The sequence below is a fragment of the Cyanobacteria bacterium FACHB-DQ100 genome, from assembly GCA_014695195.1.
GTDB lineage: Bacteria > Cyanobacteriota > Cyanobacteriia > Leptolyngbyales > Leptolyngbyaceae > Leptolyngbya.
Genome location: JACJNW010000022.1, coordinates 128,893 through 153,648 on the forward strand (window position 1 = coordinate 128,893; position 24,756 = coordinate 153,648).

Sequence of the window (24,756 nt, forward strand, 5' to 3'; positions counted from 1 at the left end):
GACATCACAATCAATTTGCCCTCTTCTAACTATGGGGAAAAGCCTGTGATAGTTATGTCTTATCTTGCAGGTTTTGCACCCCTTTAATTCAGAGGGATCTACAAGCAAGGGCGATCGATTACGGATTGTGGCTACAGAGCGATCGAATCGATTCACTCAAGGCAGTGTTTGTCGAGAGATAATTCGCCACCCAGCCACAGGCTGAGGCTGAGGGATGCGTCTTCAAGACCTGCTCAAAGTTCCAGAGTATGACCGTGTGATCGCGGCTTCCGGAGGCTAACAACGTTCCATCCGGATTAAAGGCAACGCTGTGAACGCCATCGGTATGACCGCTCAAGGTTGCGATCAATTCGCCTGTGTTCGTCCAGATTTTGATCGTTTTATCTAAACTGGCTGAAGCGAGTAGGGTTCCATCTGGACTAAACGTCAGACTGTAGATTTGATCTTGATGTCCCAGTAACGTTTTGATTAGGGTGCCATCGAGCTTCCAAAGTTTAATCGTGCGATCGAGTCCACCCGTCGCCAGAATTAAACTCGAGAACGCGATCGCTCTAACTTCCCCATCATGTCCAACGAATGAAGTTAAGAATTTTCCGGTGTCGGCTTGCCAGAGTTTGACGCTGCCATCTAAACTCGAAGACGCGATCGAGCGACCATCGGGACTAAAAGCAACCTTTTGAATCGGCGCGCCGTGGGCAACCCAGGATTTCACAACGCCTCTTCGCAGATTCCAGATTCGCAAGCGTTTATCCTGTCCGGCAATGACAAGAAAAGTGCCGAGCGGATGATAGTCTAAGCTTTGGATCGCACCAATGCTGAGATTTGGGATTGGTTTAATTGCTGTACCATCTAACTTCCAGCGCTCTACTATCCCGTCTAATCCAGTTGCGATAATCTCTTCACCCGTTGGACTAAATTTTGTATCCAATTTCCAACCGCCATCACTCTTCAAATCCCGGATAAAATTACCGCTTTGTGACCAGAGCTTCACCGATCGATCCTTGCTTGCCGACACCAGCCAATTCCCGTCGGGACTAAAAGCAACTTGATTCACATCACTTTGATGTCCTTCGAGGCGCGTCATTAACCCGTTGTTGAGTTGCCAAATTCTGGCAGTTTTATCCGCACTGCCAGTGACGATCGTTTGTCCGCTTGGGTGGTAGGCTGCTGCCCAAATTCCATTTTCGTGTCCTGGCAGCGTTCGCACTAATGTTCCATTGCGCTGCCATAGCTTTAGGGTTTTATCAAATCCAACCGAGGCAAAGGTTTGCTGATGTCGATTCCACATGACGCAATTGACACCATCGCTTTGCGCTTCAATTCTGCGAATCAGGTTTCCCGATCGACTCCATAGCCCGATCGTATCGTCGAGGCTCGCTGAAGCAATTTCGCTTCCGTCTGGACTAAAGGCAACCGATCGCACCGAATCTTCATGCCCCGATAAGGTTTTGATCAAGCGACCTGTGCGCGTCCAGAGTTTGATCGTGCGATCGGCGCTGGCGGTTGCAATCAACTCGCCATCTGGACTAAACGCGACCGCATTTACCCCTTGTTGATGCCCGTTCAGCGTCTGGATGAATTGACCCTGGCGCGACCAGAGTTTCACGGTACGATCGGCGCTGGCAGTTGCGATCGTGCGATTATCGGGACTAAATGCGACTCCATAAACTGTGTCCTCATGTCCGCTCAGCCGCTGTATTTGCCAACCATCATGGCTCCACAACTGCACCATATTATCTGCACCCCCGGTCGCGATCAGTTCCCCATCAGGACTAAACGCGATCGCAAACACACTTCCGGTATGCTGCTTTAGGGTTGTAACCGGAGATCCATCTTTGTGCCAGAGCTTGACGGTTTGATCTTCAGATGCCGTGGCAATAAAATCTCCATCAGGACTAAAGCTCACGGCGCGAATTCCGCCGGTATGACCCGACAGCCGATTCGACTCAGCCGCCGTGTAAACAGCTTGCCCCAACACGCGATCGACTTGGGCCAAAACTTCACGATCCTGAATGTGCGATTCTTGCGCGATTGCACGGGCACGGAGCGCTTCGATCATGGCATCTAATCCATGCCCTAGAGCGTAAAGCAACTCGGAATTGCTGGTCATCGCGATGATGCTGCTCCGAGTTGCCTGCTGATACTGCACAGACGCGATCGACCCCAGCGCGATCGCGATCACTAATACCGCGCTCAGCAACACTAAAAGTTGGCGCTGGAGCTTTGTATTTCTGCGCTCTAGTACCAGTCGTGCCGCGATCACTTGAGCGCGATCGGCTTCAAGATCGCGCAGCGTGGTCTGTTCTTGCAGCGTTTGACTGGCAGAGAGAAAGCGGTAATCGTCGTCACTGAGTTGTTTTCCGATCGACCAGTTTCGCGCATCGATTAGCGCTTGTCCCCGCAACAATCGCGATTCATCTTCATAACCGGAATTTTTCCACTGTGTCAGTGCCTCGGAATACGGACGCAATTTGGCAAATTGTCGATCAATCCAGCTAAGATTAAACACCGCTTCATACACGGGATTCTTAACGCGGAGATATCCGTCCGATCGCTTAACTAATCCAGACAGCAGTAAAGCGATTTGTTCGACGCTGTTATCGATTTCAATACCCTGATGTCGTTGCTGAAATAAAGGATAGTTTTGATCGATATCGAGCTTAGGCGATCGTAGAATTTGCTGATACAACTCCAATAGCCGTCCAATTCGGCCTTGATCAGCGACAATGCGATCGCGAATAGTTTTCAGATGTTCGGGGCGATCTTGCGCTTCCCAATTGTCGATCGCGCGCAGTTGAAACCAATACTCCAGCGTCAGTGGGGAAATCGCGACAGTTTCGCCTGGTTCTGTAGACTGCTCGGAAGCCTCGCGCACTACAATCTCGCAGAACTTCTGAGTCAGAAACGGCTGTCCGCCTGTCCACCTTAGAATCTGGTGCAGCACCAATTCTGGATTTTTCACCACTCGCCTTAAGCCTTCGATCAAAGGAGCTGATTCAGAAAACTGAAATCCTGCAAGCTCGATCGCTCTGCCAATATTAAACGGCGTTCTTTGTTTGTTGCTGATTAGTTCGGCAGGCGTTGTCACTCCAAACAGCGCAAAACTCAACCGTCGAAATGCAGGATTTTCCGATCGCTGGTGATAACAAGAGCGAATCAACGCAAAAAAATCATCAGCGGGAAACTTGAGTGCCAGCACACTATCAATTTCGTCGATTAAAATTGCAACGTTTTGCTGGATCTGCGCGAGCAAAACCGTCTCCAAAAACTGTTCTAACCGCTTCACAAACGTCAAATGCGCGCGATCGCGCCACCACCGCCCAAGCTCAATTTCTAAGTCAAAACTACTGACTAGCGCCGCCGCGATCGAGGCATACCACTGCTCTGCGCTCACCTGCTGCACGCCAATTCCAGTCATATCGATCGTGCAGCACTGTACCCCTGCTTGCCGCAGCCGCTGCATCGATCGCACCCGCAAGCTCGACTTTCCCATCTGCCGCGAATTAAACACATAGCAGAATTCACCCGCAAGCAGCGCTTGATATAGCTCCTCATCGGCTTTGCGCTCGACGTAACACGCCACATCCGGCGGCAAACTGCCCCCCACCTGATAGCGCGAATTCGAGCCTTGAACAGTCACAGTGTCGAAAGTGCTTGCTGAAAGAATTGACGATACAGTTCGCAGCTTGGCGAAATCAGAGAATTCTTCATTCGCACTAACCCTTTGCTCTGAAGCTTAAAGGCTTGAAGTGGTTCCACTTCTACGGGCGCGTCCGAGAACACCACCCGCCTTAATGCTGCCATTAACTCTGGATATTTTTGCAGATCCCACAAAAGATTCCGTAAATGATTCCCATATACGCCATCACTGCTGGTCGATCGCAATAATTCCTCAAGGCTAACGCTCTGAAGGCTCAAGTGATGCAGACCCACCTGCACCAAATAAGGATTGCCGCCCGTTAAGTTCAATAGCGCCTCTGCCGCAGTTTCGAGATCCTCAAACCCATAGCGTTGCGCCAGATCAAGCACCTGTTCTGCATTCAGCGTTGGTAGCTCAACCAGCAACCCCGCATTAAACGGCGATTGATTCAGATGCAGCGGGACATAGACTTCAATCGAGTGAATCAGCACCAGCCGTAGTTTCTGCCAAAGTTCACTTTTCGCATCGCCATAGCGCGATTTTTCATACCATGCCCGCAACATTCCAAAAAAATCAGCCGCGATTTCTGGATGCTCAAACACAGCATCCACTTCATCGAGCGCCAGCACGATCGGCTCGGTAATCTCGGTAAGAATGTAATTTTCAAAGTAGTTGGTGCAGTTGTAGCTGTTGCCAAACAAATCATCCCAGTGGCGATCGAGGTGATTGTGCAAGCCGAAATTTTGCGACACGATCGCGCAGAACCACTGTAAAAATCGCCGCAAATCCGTTAATACAGACGCATCGGCTAGCTGCAAGCTAATAATCGCAGTGTGATAGTGCTGCTCTCTGAGCTGGGTGAGGACTCTCGACACGAGCGAGGTTTTTCCCATTTGCCGAGGCGCTTTGACGCGCACCAAGGCTCCAGGCTGCATCAACGCTTCATAGCACAGCGCTTCGATCGGCGGACGGTAGACGTAAAACGGCGAATCGATCGGCAACTGCCCGTTTGCAAGCAGGCTCTGTCGGTTGAAGGGCGGACTGTCTGCATCAGTATAGTCTTCGGGGCTGAGCCTCAGGTCAAACGCCCGAAAGTAGTTCTCTAAAGTATGTTGATCAACGGCAACCTTGCGGCTCCGCACTCGTGCTAAGGTGTTTGGACTCAATTCCGTTCGTTCGCTTAGCTCTTGGAGTGTGTAAGGCTTACCAGAATGTTGCTGTTGATTGAATCTCGCTTCAGCAGCTTGGAGGCGTTGCCAGCCGCGAGCGCTAAGGATAACTCCTCGTTTGCGCTTCGCGGGCTGGCGTGGAGACGGTGCATTTGACATGGATAGACATTAACCTGACAAATAGAATAGGCTTTGGAAATACACATAAGCAATAACGTGATTTCTAGCTTTTTAAGTAGAATAAAAGATTTTACCGGCAAAAAGCTTGCCGCTGAGTTAATTCAGTGAAAGGACTTCGGACTAGATGATTGGATTCAGTCATCTCTAGCCAGTATAAGTTTGTCTAAAATTCTTGCCGCACAGCAAATTCACAAATTACTTTTTTTGGATTCATTTTAACGACGAAAATCTAAATCATTATGCAAGTTTGCAGTGTAACTTTTGTGTATCCGCAAAATGGCGTGATTTGATACGGCAAATGGATGAATGATGAATCTGAACCAATTTCAGCGAATTAGAGGTGAAGTAGTAAAATAATAAGCGCTCTGGCGCTTGACAGCTGCGCTATTCAGGCTATTTTCCGTAAGCGCCCAAATCGTTTAACTGTTGCTCAATCCCCCGATCGCAGCATTTTCGGCTTAAGTGGTGGACTTAAGTCGTGATCTTCAGTAGCCAATCGGGGTATTCAGAGGCAAACTAAGCAAAGGTAAAGTCTGCATTGCATCCGTATTTTCCCGGTTAAGTAGGATACGCAGTGCTGAGGCTCTTAGAGGTGAGTAAAAAGGCGATTCTGCTTCGATCCAGATAGTAGAAATATTCAAATAGAAAATTACTTAATTCCGACTTAGCTGAAATTAAGTAATCAGGGTGCATGAGGGATGAGGATATGATGTCAACCCTATCTAGAACTTCGAGACAATGTTAATCCGAAACAAAGCGTTAACCCGAAACAAAGCGACCGAACTTAAAAGCCGCAGAGTTGAGGCGATCGTAATTGATGGACAATCTCGCGTAAATAGGATAGGTTCTTGTGAGGTTAATTGCGGCCCTGCAAACTATTACACGGCTGATTAGTGCAGTTCGGGACTGAACAATTCTTTAGTTCCTCTCCACAATTTTTTGCCAGATAACGCTTTACAGTTTATTTTTACCTTCATACACTGCCCCATTACAATCTCGTTTGACATTCGTTTTTATTCGATCAGTTGATGAGTTGCGTAGGCTGATTTACTTCTAATGAAGACCATTCTTGTAATCGAAGACGATGAGCTGATCCGGAACAATCTGCTTGAAATTCTGGAACTCGAAGGATTCCGGGCGATCGAAGCAGAAAATGGTCAAGTCGGAATTCATAAAGCCAATGCCTATCTTCCGGATCTTGTGCTTTGCGATATCTGTATGCCAGAGCTTGATGGCTATGGTGTTTTAGAGTCGCTGCGATCGACTTCGCAGACTTCGACCATTCCGGTTGTGTTTCTGACAGCAAAAAGCGAACAGCGCGATATGCGCTATGGAATGAATTTAGGCGCAGATGACTATCTCGTTAAACCGTGTTCGGTGAATGAGCTAGTCGGCGCGATTTCAACCCGCCTGAAGAAGCAGGCAGCCTTCATTCAACGGTATGCTGCTCAACAACATCAGGCAACCGCAGCCTTCCGTCGCGGTGCAATGCTCGATCCGTTGACCAACTTACCGACTCGCGGCTTGTTGTATCAGCATCTGCAAAACCTACTGACTCTGCAGTCTGATACTCAGTCTTCTATTGCAGTGCTGTGTCTGAATCTGCGGCGCTTCCATGTGATTAATTCCAGCTTTGGGCACACGGTTGGCGATATCGTGCTGCAAATGATTGCTAACCGTCTGAGCAAGATTGTGCAATCGAATGGATTTTTAGCGCGGCTCAATGGGGATCAGTTTGGGATTGTGCTGAGAGATGTGTCGGGAGTGGAACTCGAAGCCTATGCTCAGATGCTGCTCGATCGCGTGACGCTGCCCTGTGTGATCGACGGTCGCGAGATTCGATTGAACATCAGCCTTGGAATGACCTGGACGGATCAGGCGGAGGGAACGCCGCAGGACTTATTAACTCAAGCGGAAACAGCCCAACATTGGTGTCAGCAGCCCACTATATCCGCTTATCGGCGCTATGATGCTGAGTTGGATGCGCTGGAGATGGAGCGGCGCTTGATCGAGATGGATTTGGTCAAAGCGATCGAGCGGGCTGAGTTTCGGGTGTATTATCAGCCGCAAGTGGATTTGAGGAGGGGGCAGATCGTTGGGGTGGAGTCGCTGGTGCGGTGGCATCATCCAACGCGAGGCATTGTATCTCCGGACACGTTTATTCCGATCGCGGAAGAGCTGGGTTTGATTGTGCCGCTAGGGGAATGGGTGCTGAGAACGGCGTGTCAACATGCAAAACAGTGGCAAGACTTCTATTTGCAGCCGCTGCAAGTGTCAGTCAATTTGTCGATGCGACAGTTTCAGCAGCAGGATCTACCAAAGCGAGTGGAAGCGATTCTGGAGGAAACGGGGATTGATCCAAAATTGCTGATTTTGGAGTTGACGGAAAGCTGTGTGATGCAGGATGTGCAGATGACAATCTGTACTTTAAAGGCGCTCAAAGCATTAGGAATTGAGATTTCGATCGATGATTTTGGTACGGGCTATTCGTCGCTGAATTATCTGTATCAGTTGCCGATCGATGCGTTGAAGATCGATCGAACGTTTGTGAAGCAAATTCATTCGAGCGAGGGTGCAGTTGCGATTTCTGATGCCATTATCAGCATGGCAAAAGGGTTAAGGTTGCACATTGTGGCGGAGGGAATCGAGAACCAAAATCAGTTGGAGTTCTTCCGCGATCGAGGATGTGATGCAATTCAAGGATATTTCTATAGTCCGCCGATTTCGGCAGAGGAAATGCAATCTCTTCTGAAGAAAGATCGACGACTTTAATAAGTGGGGATTTGATTTAGGCTCCAGTCATAATCCAGATAAGAAATTCTGGCGTTTTTAGGGATTGCTGGGTTAATGTATTCGGCGATCGAGGGGGCAACGTTGAGAAAATCTTGGCGATACCATTTGAAAATTTTGCTACAGTGCAAAACATTGCGATCGGCATCGTATTTTACTTTTTCGGGGTTTTGAATAAATCGATTTTTGTCGGCTTCAAGTTGCTGATTCACGCGATTGGGAAAATAGGCTTCATTTCTTAACAACGGGCAGCCGATCGAGGCGCAGACGATCGCAAAATGAATGCGCGGATCTTGAAATTGTTTTCTCAAGCGTTCGTTTTCGATTTGTCCTAAGCTGAATTTCTGATTGAATGCAGTGCGATCGCGATTGAAAAAGAATTGAAAAAAGGCAATCCAATTGGGAATGCCGAGAATTTTAGGCTGAATTGATCGGATCGGATAGCGCGGCAGAATTTTTTCAATGACAAAGGCATTGTAGAGGTTAATCCACAAACTTAATTGCTCATCGGGTGTGGGATCGCTCCATTCTAGAGATGAGATCCATTCTGTGACTGCGTTAGGCTGTTCTTGTTTCCAACGAACGTAATCGACTTGTCCGCGATCGTTTACATATGTCTGTAAGAGCTTGTTCCAGGGTTCAAAATCCATTGTTATCCCTCAATTTCAGAGAGTTCCATCCAGCGAATCGTAGACGTTTCGATTTGTTCTTCTAGCTTTGCTAATTGTTCAGAAAGTTTCTGAACTTCGGTAAATCCAGCGGGTGGATTGTTGTAGAGTTTTTTCTCGATCGCTGCTTTTTCCGCTTCGAGTTCAGGAATTTTCGTTTCTAGAGTTTCAAGTTCGCGCTTCTCTTTGAAAGATAATTTACGCGGTTTATTAGAAACAGATTTTGCTGCGATTGGCTTCGGTTCTGGTGCTTTTTCGACAGTAACTTCTTCATCCTTTTTGTAATCTAGATAAATCGAGTAATTTCCTGGATACTCGCGCACGTTGCCGCCTGATTCGAGGGCGAAGATTTTATCAACGGTACGATCGAGAAAATAACGATCGTGCGACACCACTATGACGCAGCCGTTAAAATCTTCTAGATAGTCTTCTAAAACCGCTAAAGTTTGCACATCTAAATCGTTAGTCGGTTCGTCGAGAATTAGAACATTCGGTGCGCTCATCAATACTCGGAGTAAGAATAAACGCCGTCTTTCTCCACCCGATAACTTATTGATTGGCGCATATTGCTGATTTGGTGGAAACAGAAAGCGCTCTAACATTTGAGACGCGGTGATCACTTCACCTTCTGAGGTTTTGACTAGTTCCGCCACGTCTTTTAGATACTCGATCACGCGCTGATTTTCGTTGATCAAAAGATCGTCAGAATGCTGATCAAAGTAGCCAAAATGAATTGTACTTCCGGTTTCGATCGTGCCCGAATCCGGCTCAAGTCTGCCTGTAATTAAATTGAGAAGCGTCGATTTTCCTGCACCATTTCCGCCGATGATCCCAACTCGATCTTCAGGGTTGAAATTATAGGTGAAATCTTTGATTAGGGTACGATCGCCAAACCCTTTCGCGACGTGATCCAGTTCAACAACCTTTTTACCAATGCGCCGTCCTGCAGTTGAGATCTGCACTTTAGTCTGAGCTTGTCTAAACTCAGTTTCCTGCATATCGTGAACGCGATCGATCCGGGCTTTCTGTTTGGTGCTGCGGGCTTTGGCTCCTCGTTTGAGCCATTCTAATTCTCGTCGTAATACGCCTTGATGCTTGCGTTGTGAACTCGCCTCAGAAGCTTCTTGCGCGGCTTTCTTCTCCAGATAGTAAGAATAATTGCCGTTATAGCTGTAGAGTTCGCCGCGATCGAGTTCGATGATTCGATTGGTGACGCGATCGAGGAAATAGCGATCGTGCGTTACGAGGAGCAATGCACCCCGAAATCTGCTGAGATAGCTTTGCAACCATTCGATCGACAGTGCATCTAAATGGTTGGTCGGCTCGTCCATTAATAAGACATCCGGCTCTGATAACAATGCAGTCGCCAGCGCAATTCGTTTCCGATAGCCTCCGGAGAGCTGTTCAATTTTGGCGTTGAGATCTTGAATTCCGAGCTTCGTTAAAATGATCTTCGCTTTGGTTTCCAGTTCCCAAGCGTTGAGCGAATCCATCCTCTGCGTCACCTGCGACAATTGCGCCATAGTCGCATCAGAATTGCCGTTTGCATGGGCTAACTGCTCAGATAGCTGCTCGTATTCTTTCACCAGCGACATCTGATCGCCGCTATCTGCAAAAACTTGTTCTAAAACCGTTCGCTCTGGGTCAAGATCAGGCTGCTGCGGCAGGTAGATCATCCGGCTGCCTGAAGTTTTCGTCAGCTCGCCTGCGTCGATCGATTCCAATCCGCCGATCATCTTCAGCAAAGTCGATTTTCCTGATCCATTCGTTCCAATCAGTCCGACTTTTTCGCCTGCTTCTAGCGTAAAACTGGCATCGCGCACAATTTCTTTGATGCCGAAATCTTTTTTGACCGATCGTAGCGTTAGAACACTCATGATTGATTGAACGAAACCCGCTCATCAACGGTAGCACTGATTGAGGTGGGGAGTGGGGAGTAGGGAGAATTAACAATCTACCCCTGCTCCCTACTCTCTACTCTTGCGGTGCCACTCGGTCTTTGAATCCTTTTCCTGCTGCAAATACCGGAACTCGTGTCGCTGGAATTTGAATTGCCGCCCCGGTTGCCGGGTTGCGTCCTTCACGGGCTTGACGTTCCCGCGCTTCAAAGCTACCAAATCCTACGATCGTCACTTTATCCCCACTGGCAACAGTTTCCAAAATGGTATCGACCATCGCCGTTAAGATTGCATCTGCTTCTTTCTTAGTTACGCTTGCCTTTTGAGCGATCGCGTCTACTAATTCACCTTTGTTCATTTGTGTGTCCTCACAATAATTCCAACGTAAATTCCAACGTAGATTCCAACATAATCCGCTGCATTGTAGTGCAAGATTTTGCAAAGTTCAATCGTACTATGCAATTTCCTAACACAAAGTATCATTAGAGTGTAGAACTCAAGTGTCAGTTATGCTGCTTTCAGCGTTCGATCTTAAACCCGTGATTGATCTAACCGACGAGCAGTTTTACCAACTCTGTCGGGCAAATCCCGATGTCAAGTTTGAACGGGATGCAACCGGAAAGATTTTAATTATGTCTCCTTCAGGCGGAACCACCGGAAATCGTAACTTTGAGATAGCTGCTGAATTCGGTATCTGGAATCGTCAAGCTCAGTTAGGTGTTTGTTTTGATTCTTCAACGGGATTCAAGTTGCCGAATGGAGCAACTAGAGCGCCCGATGTCGCGTGGATTGAGCGATCGCGTTGGGATGCCCTCACCCCTGAACAGCAGGAAAAATTTCCTCCGATCGCACCCGATTTTGTGCTGGAACTGATGTTCCCGTCTGACACTTTAGAAGAAACTCAAGCCAAGCTGCGAGAGTACATCGAGAATGGCGTGAGATTAGGTTGGTTGATCGATCGTAAAACCCGCCGCGTGGAGATTTATCGCTCGGATCAATCGGTTGAAGTGTTAGATAATCCGACTTCACTAGAGGGTGAAAATGTTTTACCGGGATTTGTGCTGAATTTGGCGATCGTCTGGTAGGGTCTATTCTTGAAGCATTTTGGCAAGTGAAACATGGTTGTACCCGCGACGTGCCAGCCCGGAATTGCGGCAGGAATGGCAGCTTTACAGATGTTTTACAACACGGGTACGGGCTTGTGGGATACCTCGAACTGGTGGAATGCGGCAAATGCGCTGGAAGCAACGATCGAATATTCGCGCCTAACCGATTCCCTCACGTATCGCGGCAATATTTTTAATACGTTCTATCAGAAGCCGAGGTATGCGAATTTTATCAATCCTTGGTTTCGGGATGATGATGGCTGGTGGGCGATCGCTTGGATTCGAGCCTATGATCTCACAGGTGAACAGAAGTATTTAGACCAAGCCAAGTTCATCTTCTGGGACATGACCAAAGGTTGGGATAACGTTTGTAATGGCGGATTGTACTGGCACAAACGCGAGTTAAATTACAAAAATGCGATTACTAACGGATTATTACTTTCGGTTGCAGCAAAGTTAAATCTACGTGAACCAAACGATAAACGCTATTTAGAATGGTCGCAAAAGATTTGGAACTGGTATCAGCAAAGCGGAATGATCAATGCTGAGAACTTAGTGAATGATGGTTTAGATAGCAACTGCCGCAACAATGGAAAAACAATCTGGACATACAATCAAGGCGTTTTGATCGGTGCATTAGTGGATTTGTATCGAGGCACAAAAGATGCGGAGTTATTGAAGCAGGCGGAAGCGATCGCGGATGCGTCGATCGTAAAACTCGCCCGCAATGGCATTCTGCGCGAACCTTGCGAAGACAACAATGACTGCGGCAATGATGGGCCGCAATTCAAAGGAATTTTTATGCGGAATTTGACGGACTTGTATCGCGTCAGTCCCAAGCCAGCTTATCGCGAATTCATTGCCAGAAATGCAGAGTCGATCTGGGCAAATCGCAATGCGAAAAATCAGTTTGGTTTGAATTGGGCAGGAACGATCGATAAAGCCGATGCAACTCGACAAACAAGCGCGATCGATGCTCTGAATGCTGCAATTTCACTTTCGACCGCAAGAACTGTTCAAGCCGAGAATTTCGTCGCAACTAGCGTTCAGCCAAATTATGTAATGAGTCAGACTGAGAATGATTTGACTCGGTTTAAGGTGTCGATCGGTTGTTCGGGTCGGTATGATTTGGTGTTTCGATACGCATCCCCCCAAAGCGCAGTTCGGTATGTCTATGTGAATGGTCGAAGTTTGATCGATCGACAAGCGTTTCCAGCAACAGGTGGCTGGAATCAGTGGCAGTCGATCAAAATCGAAAATGTCTGGCTAAATGCAGGTGATAATTCTGTTTCGGTGATTTTCAATTCGAGTAAAGGCAGCCAGAATCCTTTAGCGCTGGATGCTTTATCGATCGATGTTTCTCGTAGTTTGAAATGAATGTGATTCAGAAAGTTACACATCGCTTAAATCAGATTAAATCTCTGAGCGTTTACGGTTTTGATCTGATTCAAGAGCGAATGACTGATTTTTCTCAGTTACAGCACTATGATCAAGCCAATACTAAATTGATTCCAGATTTCGATCGCGTCATTTTCTTTGGTGATTCAATTACTGATTTTTGGGATTTACAGAGCTATTTTCAAAATCAGTCTTATGTCAATCGCGGAATTGCTGGACAAACGACACCGCAGATGTTGATTCGGTTTCGTTCAGATGCGATCGCGCTTCGTCCCAAAGCCGTGATTCTTCTCGCTGGAACGAATGACATTGCAGGCAATACAGGCAGCGCGACGATCGCTCAAATTCAGGATAATCTGATGTCGATCGTCGAGCTTGCAAAATATCACCAAATCCGCGTGATTCTGGCTTCACTACTCCCAGTGAGTGAACTGGTTTCCGCTACTCGTCCTCTCGACAAAATTGCGGCACTCAACGATTGGATTCAGAACTATTGCGCAGAAAATGACTGCGTTTATCTCGATTACCACAGCCAGATGGTAGACGATCGAGGTTTCCTACAATCTCATCTTTCGGTTGATGGGTTACATCCAAACGACGCAGGTTATAAAATCATGGCTCCACTCGCAGAAGCCGCAATTCAAGGGGTGATATGACGATCGAATTCAGTTTAGATGCCAACCGTGAAGCGATCGATTGGATTCGATCTCTTTTAGCAACGGTTAATTTTGAAGGGAATCTACAAATCGAATCCGCTTCTGAGCCTTGGGCATTCCATGTTTGCTTTTATTTGCCGAACGACGATCGCAGCAAAATTAATCAAATCGAAACAGCATTGTCATCGCTTCATCGCACTGGAATGACAACAGAATTAGAAATGATGGTCGTTGAACAAGAATCAGAAAACATCGTTACTACACATCGAATCGGTGATAGATTTGTGATTGTGAATGGAAATTATGAAGCACAATCAAATGAAATTGCCTTAAACATCGAGGAAAGCCTAGCATTTGGTAGCGGCTTTCATCCCACAACAACACTGTGTTTACGATCGATTGAACGCCACGTTAAGCCAGACTTAGAGATTTTAGATCTGGGTTGTGGAACTGGAATCTTGAGTGTGGCAATGGCGAAATTAGGCGCACAGGTTCATGCGATCGATAACGACGCGATCGCAGTTGAAGCTACTGAACGCGCGATCGATCGAAATTCGGTTGATGTTAAAGTCGATCGCGCCAGTCTCGGCAAAGGCAGCGATTTAGGGCATTGGATGGGCGGCGAGGCTCCGGAAACATTGTCGATCGAGCCTGCTCAGAACTTTGATCTGATTGTTGCCAATATGTTTGCTCGAATCCTGATTGACTTGAGCGAAGATTTGAAAGCAGCACTCCGACCAACGGGACGATTAATCTTATCGGGATTCACGATCGAATACGAAGAAGAATTAACCGAAACGCTCACACCCTTGGGATTTGAACGAATCGATCGAGAACAACTCGGAGACTGGATTGCGATCGTCTATCAGCTTCATTGAGTTTGACAAGAAGAATTCGCTTCGATGCTGAAACCAGGATCGCTGCCTAAATTCGCCATATAGAGGGGCTTTGAGTGATACCGAATCAATTTATTAATGCGACAGATCCTTCGCCCCCTAAATCCTCCATACTGGGGGACTTTGAGAATCCGAAACAGATTTGGCTTGAAGTCCCCCACTCGTGGGGGATTTAGGGGGCTTCCAAGATCTGTAGCACTCAAAAATCAATTTGGTATTACACCTTGCACAAGAGGTAGATACTTTTCATCAATCCGATGCGATCGTAGACCTTCACCTCTAGAAACTGCTTGGCTAGGTGAAACCAATCAAACCAAAGCGAAAAAACCTCACACCGGCACCCGCCTCAAACCAAATCAGAATTAACTTCCAATTCTTCTGGAATTTCCTCAATCTCAGGCAGCTTTTCTAACGTTAATCGCGTTTGATTCGAGCCGCCCAAGATCTTGAGCAATTTCGGTTTTGGATCATGCAGTAAGTAAATTAATCGATCGCCCACTTGCCAAGTTAGATCTGCGAGACAAACCTGTAAACTCTGATCACGCTCCAACAATACAGGCAACAGCGTTTCTGCTTCAGCCATTGCTCTAAGTCGGGCTTGCTGCGCCTCAAAATTCTCTGATTTGAACTCAGTTTCACCCAGCTTAACGGCACTGTCTGACAAAAATTGATTCCAGGTTTTCAGGTTAAATTGTGGGGTAAATGCAGGCTGAATCTTCACTGAAGCGGCAGAATCCGCCGGAAAAACCGAGACAACACGCGGCGGCGCAAACTCTTCGATCGCCCGTTGCGCCAGCACTAAATTCACTTCACCATTGTTCGTCATCGCTAGGAAGGTTCCCACAGATGCCAGTCCCGCTTCTTCTAAGACATCGGTATCTAACGCACTGCTGATAAATACTCTGAGATCTGCATCGGTGGGATAAGAGTCAGGATCAGTATCAATCAGCGCAACAGACTCACCCCGATCGCGGAACAATCGCGCAATCAGCAAACTTAGCGGACTACACCCAACAATCACCGCACCTGTTGTATCTTCTGCGGTAATTTTTAATAGGTTCGCGATCGTTTGTGCGCTCACAGACTGCAATACGACCGTTAATATAATCGTCAAAAATACCAGCGCTTTAATCGAATCACCGCCGTTAATTCCTCGTTGCGTTAACAAAATTGCAAAAATCGATGCCACAGAAGCCGCAATAATTCCACGAGGCGCAACCCAACTGAGAAAGATTTTTTGTCGCCAATTCAAATCGCTATTCCACGTACAAGCAAATACATTCAAGGGGCGCACAACGAACATCAGCACGAATACCGTTAACAATCCACCCCAACCCAGCGCAAAAATCCCTGGAATGGATAAATCTGCTGACAATAAGATAAACAATACCGAAACCGCTAGCGTGGTTAACTGTCCCTTAAATCGCTTGAGCAATCGTTCTTCCGGTAGCGCAAATGCACGTAATACAATCCCTGCAACCACCGTCGCCATCAATCCCGCTTCACCGCGAATCGTTTGCGCTAACCCAAACAACCCCCACAATCCTGCTAGTACCACCAGCGTTTTGAGATCGTCGGATAAAAATGTCGCTCTCCTCAACAAAGCGCCCATTAATCCTGCCCCAATCGCCCCAATTCCCGCCCCAATCCCCAACCGCACAATCAAATCGATCGCAACACCGATTAAATCGGACTGCCCATTCAGCACCACATTCAGCACCACCACTGCTAGAATCGCGCCGATCGGATCAATCAACACCCCCTCTCCTTCTAAAAGCGTTGCCACCTGTCGATCGACTCTCACATACCGCAGTAGCGAGTTAATCACCACAGGCCCCGTCACCACTACTAATGCCGCATACACAAACGCGATCGACCAGGGAAATTCACTCAACGTATGTGCTGCGATCGCGCCCCCCAAAATCGAAATCAGCACCCCGATCGTCACCAAATTCCGCAAGCTGCCCGACACGCGATCGAGTTCCCGCAATTGCAGATTAAACCCACCCTCAAACAAAATCACCGCCACTAACAGCGCGATCAGCACCTCTAATCCGGTGCCCAACTGATCCGGGTGCAGCCAATTCAGCCCACTCGCCCCCAGAATTACCCCAAACAGCAGCAAAAACACGATCGCTGGAATTTTTAGCCATTCTGCCACCACCTGAGCGCCAATTCCCGCCATCACGGTCACGACGATCTGCAAAGTAAGTTCAAGCGTGGCATCCATAGCGGCAGAAAAGGGGGACAAAATAAAAACGTTTTCCCGAACTTCTGTCCTCATTGTGCGACCAACGTGACGCAAAAAGTTGCCGCGATCGCAAATTAGATTGCGAAATTGCAACGAAATCGCGGGTTTTACTCAATATTTTGTAACTGCTCGACACGAATTCGGCGATCGCGCTTTATGGGAACATGAAGGCAGTCAACGATTCACAAAGATTTAAGAAAATGGCACAAGATCAAAAACCGACCGTGGTGATTACGGGTGCTTCCTCTGGAGTCGGCTTGTACGCTGCAAAAGCCCTGACCCAAAAAGGCTGGCATGTGGTGATGGCTTGTCGGAACTTGGAGAAGGCAAACAATGCTGCACAGTCTTTGGGGATGTCACCCGATAGCTATACTCTGATGCACATTGATCTGGGGTCACTCAACAGTGTTCGCAAGTTTGTTGATCAGTTTCGCCAAAGTGGAAAGTCTCTCGATGCGCTGGTTTGTAATGCAGCCGTGTACTTACCTCTGCTCAAAGAACCACAACGCAGTCCCGAAGGGTATGAGATCAGTGTGGCAACCAACCATTTTGGACATTTTCTATTGTGCAATTTGATGCTGGAAGATCTGAAGCATTCTGCTCACTCTGATCCCCGCTTGATCATTTTGGGAACGGTTACGGCGAACTCGAAAGAACTGGGCGGAAAGATTCCAATTCCGGCTCCGGCAGACTTAGGGAATTTGGAAGGCTTCGAGGCAGGGTTTAAAGCTCCGATCGCAATGATCGACGGCAAGAAGTTTAAAGCAGGCAAAGCTTACAAAGATAGTAAGTTGTGCAACATGATCACAGTGCGCGAACTGCATCGCCGCTATCACGATTCCACCGGAATTGTATTTAACTCCCTATATCCGGGCTGTGTTGCAGATACGCCATTGTTCCGCAATAGCTTACCTGTGTTCCAAAAAGTCTTCCCGTGGTTCCAAAAGAACATTACCGGGGGCTATGTGTCTCAGGAACTTGCAGGAGAGCGCGTGGCACAGGTGGTTGCTGATCCTGAGTTTAAGCAATCGGGTGTGCATTGGAGTTGGGGCAATCGCCAGCAAGCCGGACGCGAATCCTTTGTGCAAGAGCTTTCTGAAAAAGCAAGTGATGATGCAAAAGGTAAGCGGATGTGGGAGTTGAGCGAGAAGTTAGTTGGTCTAGCGTAGTGGATAGTAGGCGATCGCTAAGATGCTTTTTGTGTTTTGGCGATCGCCCTTCATAATTAGCTTAGCGATCGATGCCGAGTTAACATACTCATCATTGAGCTAGTTCCTAGCATTGGAACAATGGGACTCCACAAGTCAAGGGGAGATTGGGGGAGGGCGCGATCGTGCCTATGCTAAAGGTTTGTTGAAGAAATAGAAACGCTCTTCACCAACGAGGCTATTATCAAGCAGTTGTTCTGGATGATGTACTAATTTGGGAGAAGTCATAGCTTCTCCAAGATTCGGATTCATGCTGAACCATACTCTGACAAGAAATGTTGAACAGTTAGTATGCTTGATTTTGATGAGATTTTAGTTAGCATAAGAAACCCGCAGATTCAGAAATACGTAGAAGAAGCCATCAAAAGCTACCGAATTGGCAATTACCGCAGTGCGATCCTCGCAGTATGGGTCGCAACAATGTTTGACCTTGTTAAGAAGTTTGAAATTTTGGTAGAACAGCGTAAACCTAATGCTATCCAAAAATGGGGGACCTAGAACCCAAAATAAGAAACCATCAAAATTGGGAGCAGGCACTTATTCAGGCAGCTAAGGCAGTTGCCATGATTAGTCGATATGAAGCAGATACCTTGGAATCCCTTAGTAGAACTCGAAATCGTTATGCACATCCTTCATTTGATGAAGTAGGAGCTTTATTTGATCCAACACCCGAAGAAGTTCGCTACTTTATTAGAACACTTTATGACATTGTTCTTTCTCAACCTGCTCAACTAGGCGCATTCTATGTTAACCAACTACTTGAATTGATAAAAAGTCCCACCTTCTTTTCTAATCAACCATTTTCAGATGAGCTAACACAATTAAAAGTTCATGTAGTCGAGAAGGTAAATCGAATAAATTCTAAGCAAATTCCACGCCTCACTAAAGAACTCTTTAAAGCTCTTAGTTCACCTATTAATAAAGAACATGAACTTAATATTCTTTGTTTTCTAGTTAATGTGTGGGGTGCAAAAGCTGAATTACAACTTTCGGCTGAACTCTCTACACATTGGGATGAGTATGTTCTAGAGCAAGGGCTAAATTTTACTACTCTAGAAGGAATTTTCAACTATCCAAACTGTATTAATGAACTTTCTGAACAAGCTCAACGAGTAGTTAGTTCAGCTTTTAGAGACGAAATCTTCAGGCGGGGAAGAACATCAGAGCCAGTCATCAAATTCCTCGCGTCTGCGGATACTGTTCCTCTTGCCCAGGCTCTGTTAAATGAAGCACCAAACTTAATTCCGCTAGATAAGGTAATTGAAAAAAGCTCGCATTACGCAGATTTGTTTGGAAATAACTTCACAGAACTATTTGGTCAAGATATTCTTAAAGAGACAAGGCGAGTGCTGAAGACACGAGATGGATATCAGGTAAATCCTAAACTTGCTACTCTTCGTAAATGCCGGATTTGGGATTTAGCAAATGCTCTTCCAGAACTAGAACAAGTAAACTTTGCAAATGAATTAATTGAATCGCTTAATTCAAATAGCTGGGAGACTATGAGCTTATTAAGCTTTGATAATCGAGAAGAAATTCCTATTAAATGGGTGAGACTATTGCTCAAGCAATGGTCAAACAGTTTATCTAACAATTCTCAATCTCAGAGAAGATCGCTTTCTTATCTAGAGCACTATTTGGGCTTAGTTGAGCGTTATACCTGTGAGCTTGGTAATGATGAAGAATTGAAGGAAGCTGTTAAAACTATTGTTGAATTAGTCAATCAGCACTTTCGTGATTCTCAAATTATTGCAGAGCCAGAGATTGACGACGAGCTTGCGAGGGCATTTTGGCAAGACCTACTTACAAGGTATAACGACGAGCAGTTGCATAATGAACCAGTTGGCTCGGATTGATATGAGATTGAATACGAAATTGTTAGCGTAGAAGCAAAAATTGTTGGCAGCCGCTCAACCACGCTATGAAGGCTGATGCTACAAAGTTGGCTGTATTCTTGCGTAGCAGATCGATCAATGATGCTTCAAAATCATCCCCAGAAACCCTCGTCGTCGTACAATCTCACTATTTCCATGTACGACGACACCTGCCGTTTCCTTGCCGAACACTTTTCTGCTGACTTTGCCAGTTGGCTGCTTGGGGAATCGATCGAAGAAGTCCAACAACTACAACAACAGCTACCCGATTCCGAACAAAGTTAAGCCTGCTCGTTGTTCTCGTCGAATGGCTCCGCTTCCAATTCAATTGCTTTTTCCTCAGTAGGCTCGATCATCTGTTCAACCTCGATTGCTTCCTTCTCCTCTGGCTCAAACTCAACTGCTTGTGCTTGCGGTAATGCCCTTTCAACCTGTGCAGGCAACTCTAACGGCTGAAGCTCGACCAACTCTGGCAAAGCCACCAGCGGCTTCTCGACTTCTTTGACCGTGATTGGAATTTGGAGCGGTTTGAGTTCCTCGACCCAACAGGTTGCGATCGGTAACGTCTGATCCAAATCGTCCAGCGCTCTCGGAATCACCATCACAGAATGCAGTTCTCCGACTCGTTCCGCCTCTTGCATTCCGACCTCGACCGCCATCGCCACGTTCGCCACGGTTCCGCGAATGATCGCAGTACACAAGCCATCGCCGATCGTATGATATGCCGTCAAAGTCACATCGGCAGACTTGAGCATCGCGTCGGCTGCCGCCACCATCGCCGGAAAGCCGCGAGTTTCAAGCAGTCCGACTGCGAGATTACTAAACTGATTGGTACTATGTTTGCCAATCATTGCGGCAAGCTTACTGCCGATCGGTAACACTTCATCCAAATTTGGCATCGGGCGCGGAATAATCACCGTCGAAACCTTCATGCCGAATTGCTCAACGGTTTCGGCTCCCACTTCCACCGCCAACCGCACATCCGAAATGCCGCCGCGCACCACCGCCGTACAGTAACCGCCGCCGATCATTTCATAGCCAACCAGCGTCACACCGGATGACTTCAGCATCATGTCAGCAGTGCCCACGATCGCGGGGAAGCTTTGGGTCGAGACAAGCCCAAGGGCTGAATCGAGAAACGGGTCTTGGCGGTTCATTGGCACAGGGAGGTAACTGTCCCTTTCATCTTACTCTGTCGGAATTTCCTTGCAAGCGCCAACCTTCCGGTAACAAGGCTGTAATGCAGTTAAAGCGGCGAGATTGGGCTTGCTCAATCTCGCCACTCCCGGTTTATGCCGTCACGATGTACGGAGAATCGACTGATGCAACTCGTCCATCTCTGAGCAACGTTTGATAAACCATTGCCGAAACATCGGCGCGGGTCGCTTCTCGGTTCGGGTTAAACTGCTTCTGATTTGGATAGTTCACGACGATATCTGCCTGAACTGCTGCGGCTACTCGGTCTTGCACCGATTGCGGAATCGCACTGCGATCGTCCAACACCGCCAAGATATTTGCATTGGCAGACGGAATGCCAAACCCACTTGTCAGCGACAAGACTAATTGCAGCCGCGTGACATTTTGATTTGGCTTGAAGGTTCCATCTGGGAAGCCGGAAATAAATCCAGCGCGGTAAGCTTGGTCGATCGCACTCCTCGCCCAAAAATCTCCAGGCACATCCGGGAAGCTGACTCCTGCTCGCTTTGGCGCTGGATTGAATGCCCGCGCAATCAAGGTGGCATACTGAGCGCGAGTCATCGCTGCATCGGGCTTAAAGGTGCCATCTGCAAATCCTTGAATCAAGCTCTGATTGGATAAGCCCAGAATGAAATCTTTTGCCCAATGATTGGTTACATCAATAAAGGCGATGTTGGTTGCATCAGGATTGACAATGTAAGCGGATGCGATCGTCGGTGCTTGACTCAGTGCCACTAGCGATTGATAAATAAACGTCGTCACTTCAGCACGGGTAATTTCCTGCAAAGGGCGCAGTTGTGACAAGTTTGGGTAGTTCACCACTAAGCGGCGCTGCGTTGCGGCAGCGACTTTATCAGTGGCAAAGCTCGGAATCTGAGCGCGATCGCTATACAGTGCTAGCAGATTTTGCGTTCCACCAGATAGCCCTAACCCATTGACAAGGGCAACGATCGCTTGCGTCCGAGTGAGATTTAAGCCAGGTCGGAAAGTCCCATCTGGGAATCCAGTAATAAAGCCCATGCGATTCGCTTTTGTGATCGCTTCTGCTGCCCAGAAATTTGAGGGCACATCAGAGAAGTTTGTTGCAGGTTGCTTCAGCGGCAGATTAAAGCTTTTCGCCACGATCGCAGCAAACTGAGCGCGAGTTAATGAATTCTCTGGCTTAAAGGTATTGTCTGGAAATCCAGTGACCAGATTTCGACTCACGAGCGATTGGATAAATGCTTCTGCCCAATGCCCTCTGATATCCGTCAATCCAGCCGTCGGGGTTGGAGTCGGAGTCGGTGTGGGACTGGGAACTGGCGTGGGAGTCGGAGTCGGTGTGGGACTGGGAACTGGCGTGGGGGTCGGGGTTGGAGTCGGAGTCGGCGTGGGAGTGGGAACTGGCGTGGGAGTCGGACTCGGAGTCGGGGTTGGAGTCGGAGTCGGCGTGGGAGTTGGAGTTGGGGTTGGAACTTGACTCACCACGAAATCGACTGCGCCTTGAACTCTCGATGCATTTAATTGATTCCCGACAGAGACGATCGTAATTTGGGGATTCGTCGCATTCTGAAGATCGAACTCGCCGTTATCGCGGATGGTATTACCGCCGGGATCTTGACTGCTGCCTAAATTCGGGGCGCTGCTTGCTAAGATGACAACGCCGGTTTCGGTATTTCGCTCGATCGTATTGCCCCGCAACACTGGACGCGCTGCATTACTCAACACGATACCGGCGCGGTTCTGAAACACTCGGTTTTCAAGGATTAATGGTGCTGCATCATCGCCGATCGCAAGTCCAAACCCGGTGTTCTGACAGACATTGCGCCGGAATTCCCCTTTGGCATTGCGAGAAAAAGAAGCACCATTGGCATCGTTTTGTACAAATACGCAATCGGTCACGATCGGATTTGCCGTTCCCGTAGCAAACACACCCTCACGTTTGCAGTTAGTGAAGGTGCAATTGGCGATCGTCGGAGCCGTTGATTCTACCCAAGCGCCTGTTCCGCGTGAATTCGGATTTGTCACCGTCACACCGCGTACCTGAGCATTGGTTTCGAGCCGGAAGGTGATATTCTGTCCTGCCCAAGACGGACTCAAGAAGTTCCCGCCTCCTTGAACTAAAATCCCACTGCCTTTATTCGACTCGTTGCCGATCACCGTCACTCCAGACGGGATCACGATCGGGAAAAATTCACCGCTTTCTGTGCTGTAAGTTCCGGGAGCGAGTTGAATCGTAGTGCCAGAGCGGGCTTGTTGAAGAGCGCGGGCGATCGTTTTGAGCGGAGCCGATGACGTTCCGGCAGCACCATCGTTACCGCTACTAGGATTGACAAAGAGAATGGGAGAGCCTGCTTGAACCATAACGTTTTAAGCGTGAATAGGTAATCTTGTGAAATGCAACAGAAAGTAAATCAGCGATTCCAGGAAGCTTCAAAAGTAATTCATGATACTCATTTGCGCCCAAGTCGCACACAGATTTGTTAAGAAACTTCGAGTAAGAGAATATTGAAGTCAAATCTGCACTTCTCTGCCTTTCTCTAGATGGATTTTTGGATCAAATGCTTACGTTATGGTTTTGGGGCACTTGTGATTTTCAAACCACGGAATTTTCAAACCACCGAATTTTCAAACCACCAATTAACTCATAAAGATTAAAACATTGCTAAGGAGCGCACAACTCCAGCGCGATCGCCTTTCAAGTTATTCCTAGTGTCGTTTGTACCTTTGAGAACTCGTGCTTGACTCTCTTCTCCCACCGCTCAACGAGCATAATTTGCCGTATCCCGATACCATCCATCCGATCGTGGTGCATTTTGTCATCGCGATGGTATTGTTCGCGTTCGTCTGCGATACGGTTAGCTACTTCACGCGCAATCCAAAATTGGCAGAGGTCAGCTGGTGGAACTTGGTATTTGCTACAGTCTCTATCTTTATTGCAGTCATTTTTGGACAAATTGAAGCGGGACTTGCAGAGCCTTATGATGCAGCCGTCTCGACGTTGAATCTACATTCCATCCTGGGTTGGTCGCTGTCTGGAGTTTTGGCAGCCGTGACCGGATGGCGCTATGTCCTTCGACTGCAGAACAAACCCCAGCTTCCAACCCCTTATATTGTTGCCAGTGTTGCGCTGGTGGGACTGGTCATTGCTCAGACCTACTTAGGGGACTTATTGGTATGGGTTTATGGGCTCCATTCTGTTCCCGTCGTAGAAGCCACAAGAGGAGGACAACTGTGACGACCAAAACAGAACTCCTAGATCAAATGGCGGGTCAGCTAGGAGCGAATCATTTACCGTATGTGATCCCAATCCATCCCAATCTGGTGCATTTAACCTTGGGACTGTTCATTGTGGCGATTTCGTTTGATATTGTCGGGGTGCTATTTCCGGTGGATAAAGCCCTATTTAAGTATCTGGCGATTCCGGTCACGCGATCGGGCTTGTTTGATGTGGGTTGGTTCAATATGGTAGGAGCGGCTGTGATTACCTTCTTCACCGTTGCTTCTGGCTTTTATGAAATGCTGCTCGCTGATCCGATCCCCGATGTTAAAAGCGTTTGGGGGCTACAGGCACTCGAAACAATGGTCTGGCATGGCGTGGGTGGCGTATTGCTGCTGACTCTGATCGTGGGCATGACCGTGTGGCGAGGATTTCAGCGCTTCGCTTGGCGAAAAGACATGGCGCGCCAAGTGCAGTGGAGCTACATTGCGGTGGGTCTTCTGATCTTTCTGATTATGTTTGTTCAAGGAACATTGGGAGCGCACTTAGGCGGCGAATTTGGCATTCACACCACAGCGGATCAATTGATTAAAGCAGGCGAAAACCCCGATCTTAAACTGTAGAAG

The 24,756-nt window shown here is 47.6% G+C and carries 18 protein-coding genes and 1 pseudogene; 11 read left to right on the top strand and 8 right to left on the bottom strand.

What is annotated here, in order from left to right; all coding sequences use genetic code 11:
* Positions 1–118: 118 nt before the first annotated feature.
* Together H6F51_07440 and H6F51_07445 are read right to left on the bottom strand one after the other, a co-directional pair.
* On the bottom strand, positions 119–3,640 hold the full coding sequence (locus H6F51_07440; protein MBD1822329.1) for an AAA-like domain-containing protein: 3,522 nt from the start codon (positions 3,638–3,640) through the stop codon (positions 119–121).
* Entirely contained in the window at positions 3,637–4,968 is a 1,332-nt protein-coding gene (locus H6F51_07445) for an AAA-like domain-containing protein (protein ID MBD1822330.1), read from the bottom strand. Before H6F51_07445 ends, H6F51_07440 begins: the two co-directional genes overlap by 4 nt.
* Positions 4,969–6,045: 1,077 nt before the next feature.
* Here H6F51_07445 and H6F51_07450 point away from each other — a divergent pair.
* The gene (locus H6F51_07450) at positions 6,046–7,761 is read left to right on the top strand and encodes an EAL domain-containing protein (protein MBD1822331.1); all 1,716 of its coding nucleotides are present in this window, start codon (positions 6,046–6,048) and stop codon (positions 7,759–7,761) included.
* Here H6F51_07450 and H6F51_07455 read toward each other — a convergent pair.
* From H6F51_07455 to H6F51_07465, 3 genes are all read right to left on the bottom strand, one after another.
* Positions 7,758–8,429 (bottom strand): DUF547 domain-containing protein, encoded by a 672-nt coding sequence (locus H6F51_07455; GenBank protein ID MBD1822332.1) that lies wholly within the window; start codon positions 8,427–8,429, stop codon positions 7,758–7,760. The two genes, H6F51_07450 and H6F51_07455, sit on opposite strands and share 4 nt — an antisense overlap.
* Before the next feature lie 2 nt (positions 8,430–8,431).
* Positions 8,432–10,324 carry an ABC-F family ATP-binding cassette domain-containing protein gene (locus H6F51_07460; GenBank protein ID MBD1822333.1) on the bottom strand — a complete coding sequence of 631 codons (1,893 nt, stop codon included), beginning with the start codon at positions 10,322–10,324 and terminating at the stop codon, positions 8,432–8,434.
* A 97-nt stretch (positions 10,325–10,421) separates the two neighbouring features.
* On the bottom strand, positions 10,422–10,703 hold the full coding sequence (locus tag H6F51_07465; GenBank protein ID MBD1822334.1) for an HU family DNA-binding protein: 282 nt from the start codon (positions 10,701–10,703) through the stop codon (positions 10,422–10,424).
* A 151-nt stretch (positions 10,704–10,854) separates the two neighbouring features.
* On the opposite strand from H6F51_07465, the gene H6F51_07470 reads away from it, so the two are divergent.
* The 4 genes from H6F51_07470 (at position 10,855) to H6F51_07485 (ending at position 14,383) form a co-directional block, all read left to right on the top strand.
* Complete coding sequence (locus tag H6F51_07470) at positions 10,855–11,430, top strand: Uma2 family endonuclease (GenBank protein ID MBD1822335.1); 576 nt, start codon at positions 10,855–10,857, stop codon at positions 11,428–11,430.
* A 75-nt stretch (positions 11,431–11,505) separates the two neighbouring features.
* The gene (locus tag H6F51_07475) at positions 11,506–12,828 is read left to right on the top strand and encodes a carbohydrate-binding protein (protein MBD1822336.1); all 1,323 of its coding nucleotides are present in this window, start codon (positions 11,506–11,508) and stop codon (positions 12,826–12,828) included.
* Positions 12,825–13,505, top strand: coding sequence for a capsular biosynthesis protein (locus H6F51_07480; protein MBD1822337.1), 681 nt, complete (start codon positions 12,825–12,827; stop codon positions 13,503–13,505). Before H6F51_07475 ends, H6F51_07480 begins: the two co-directional genes overlap by 4 nt.
* The gene (locus tag H6F51_07485; GenBank protein ID MBD1822338.1) at positions 13,502–14,383 is read left to right on the top strand and encodes a 50S ribosomal protein L11 methyltransferase; all 882 of its coding nucleotides are present in this window, start codon (positions 13,502–13,504) and stop codon (positions 14,381–14,383) included. The genes H6F51_07480 and H6F51_07485 overlap by 4 nt, the downstream gene beginning before the upstream one ends.
* Positions 14,384–14,747: 364 nt before the next feature.
* Here H6F51_07485 and H6F51_07490 read toward each other — a convergent pair whose 3' ends face one another.
* Positions 14,748–16,631, bottom strand: a complete 1,884-nt coding sequence (locus H6F51_07490) for a cation:proton antiporter (GenBank protein MBD1822339.1) — start codon at positions 16,629–16,631, stop codon at positions 14,748–14,750.
* Positions 16,632–16,852: 221 nt separating this feature from the next.
* Between H6F51_07490 and H6F51_07495 the strand changes: the two genes are divergently transcribed.
* From H6F51_07495 to H6F51_07510, 4 genes and pseudogenes are all read left to right on the top strand, one after another.
* Positions 16,853–17,821 carry a protochlorophyllide reductase gene (locus H6F51_07495; GenBank protein MBD1822340.1) on the top strand — a complete coding sequence of 323 codons (969 nt, stop codon included), beginning with the start codon at positions 16,853–16,855 and terminating at the stop codon, positions 17,819–17,821.
* A gap of 330 nt (positions 17,822–18,151) precedes the next feature.
* Positions 18,152–18,358 carry a hypothetical protein gene (locus tag H6F51_07500; protein MBD1822341.1) on the top strand — a complete coding sequence of 69 codons (207 nt, stop codon included), beginning with the start codon at positions 18,152–18,154 and terminating at the stop codon, positions 18,356–18,358.
* Positions 18,346–19,716: a hypothetical protein gene (locus H6F51_07505; protein ID MBD1822342.1), complete on the top strand. Its 1,371-nt coding sequence runs from the start codon at positions 18,346–18,348 to the stop codon at positions 19,714–19,716. The genes H6F51_07500 and H6F51_07505 overlap by 13 nt, the downstream gene beginning before the upstream one ends.
* Before the next feature lie 174 nt (positions 19,717–19,890).
* Positions 19,891–19,968 (top strand): annotated as a pseudogene (locus H6F51_07510) (flagellar assembly protein H).
* 47 nt (positions 19,969–20,015) lie between these two features.
* Here the strand turns inward: H6F51_07510 and H6F51_07515 are convergent.
* Together H6F51_07515 and H6F51_07520 are read right to left on the bottom strand one after the other, a co-directional pair.
* Positions 20,016–20,891, bottom strand: a complete 876-nt coding sequence (locus H6F51_07515; GenBank protein MBD1822343.1) for a BMC domain-containing protein — start codon at positions 20,889–20,891, stop codon at positions 20,016–20,018.
* Positions 20,892–21,024: 133 nt separating this feature from the next.
* A complete protein-coding gene (locus tag H6F51_07520; GenBank protein ID MBD1822344.1) occupies positions 21,025–23,274 on the bottom strand; it encodes an S-layer homology domain-containing protein in 2,250 nt (749 codons plus the stop codon).
* A 463-nt stretch (positions 23,275–23,737) separates the two neighbouring features.
* Here H6F51_07520 and H6F51_07525 point away from each other — a divergent pair, with 463 nt between their 5' ends.
* Together H6F51_07525 and H6F51_07530 are read left to right on the top strand one after the other, a co-directional pair.
* The gene (locus H6F51_07525; GenBank protein MBD1822345.1) at positions 23,738–24,148 is read left to right on the top strand and encodes a DUF2231 domain-containing protein; all 411 of its coding nucleotides are present in this window, start codon (positions 23,738–23,740) and stop codon (positions 24,146–24,148) included.
* Positions 24,088–24,753, top strand: a complete 666-nt coding sequence (locus tag H6F51_07530) for a DUF2231 domain-containing protein (protein MBD1822346.1) — start codon at positions 24,088–24,090, stop codon at positions 24,751–24,753. The genes H6F51_07525 and H6F51_07530 overlap by 61 nt, the downstream gene beginning before the upstream one ends.
* Positions 24,754–24,756: the final 3 nt, after the last annotated feature.

What these genes read in the sequence shown, in the direction of transcription:
- H6F51_07525 (MBD1822345.1), top strand. Translation starts at nt 23,738, where the DNA reads ATGGTATTGTTCGCGTTCGTCTGCGATACGGTTAGCTACTTCACGCGC.
- H6F51_07470 (MBD1822335.1), top strand. Translation starts at nt 10,855, where the DNA reads ATGCTGCTTTCAGCGTTCGATCTTAAACCCGTGATTGATCTAACCGAC.
- H6F51_07475 (MBD1822336.1), top strand. Translation starts at nt 11,506, where the DNA reads ATGGCAGCTTTACAGATGTTTTACAACACGGGTACGGGCTTGTGGGAT.
- H6F51_07450 (MBD1822331.1), top strand. Translation starts at nt 6,046, where the DNA reads ATGAAGACCATTCTTGTAATCGAAGACGATGAGCTGATCCGGAACAAT.
- H6F51_07465 (MBD1822334.1), bottom strand. Translation starts at nt 10,703, where the DNA reads ATGAACAAAGGTGAATTAGTAGACGCGATCGCTCAAAAGGCAAGCGTA.
- H6F51_07505 (MBD1822342.1), top strand. Translation starts at nt 18,346, where the DNA reads ATGGGGGACCTAGAACCCAAAATAAGAAACCATCAAAATTGGGAGCAG.
- H6F51_07455 (MBD1822332.1), bottom strand. Translation starts at nt 8,429, where the DNA reads ATGGATTTTGAACCCTGGAACAAGCTCTTACAGACATATGTAAACGAT.
- H6F51_07500 (MBD1822341.1), top strand. Translation starts at nt 18,152, where the DNA reads ATGCTTGATTTTGATGAGATTTTAGTTAGCATAAGAAACCCGCAGATT.
- H6F51_07460 (MBD1822333.1), bottom strand. Translation starts at nt 10,324, where the DNA reads ATGAGTGTTCTAACGCTACGATCGGTCAAAAAAGATTTCGGCATCAAA.
- H6F51_07480 (MBD1822337.1), top strand. Translation starts at nt 12,825, where the DNA reads ATGAATGTGATTCAGAAAGTTACACATCGCTTAAATCAGATTAAATCT.
- H6F51_07490 (MBD1822339.1), bottom strand. Translation starts at nt 16,631, where the DNA reads ATGGATGCCACGCTTGAACTTACTTTGCAGATCGTCGTGACCGTGATG.
- H6F51_07485 (MBD1822338.1), top strand. Translation starts at nt 13,502, where the DNA reads ATGACGATCGAATTCAGTTTAGATGCCAACCGTGAAGCGATCGATTGG.
- H6F51_07520 (MBD1822344.1), bottom strand. Translation starts at nt 23,274, where the DNA reads ATGGTTCAAGCAGGCTCTCCCATTCTCTTTGTCAATCCTAGTAGCGGT.
- H6F51_07445 (MBD1822330.1), bottom strand. Translation starts at nt 4,968, where the DNA reads ATGTCAAATGCACCGTCTCCACGCCAGCCCGCGAAGCGCAAACGAGGA.
- H6F51_07530 (MBD1822346.1), top strand. Translation starts at nt 24,088, where the DNA reads ATGGGTTTATGGGCTCCATTCTGTTCCCGTCGTAGAAGCCACAAGAGG.
- H6F51_07515 (MBD1822343.1), bottom strand. Translation starts at nt 20,891, where the DNA reads ATGAACCGCCAAGACCCGTTTCTCGATTCAGCCCTTGGGCTTGTCTCG.
- H6F51_07495 (MBD1822340.1), top strand. Translation starts at nt 16,853, where the DNA reads ATGGCACAAGATCAAAAACCGACCGTGGTGATTACGGGTGCTTCCTCT.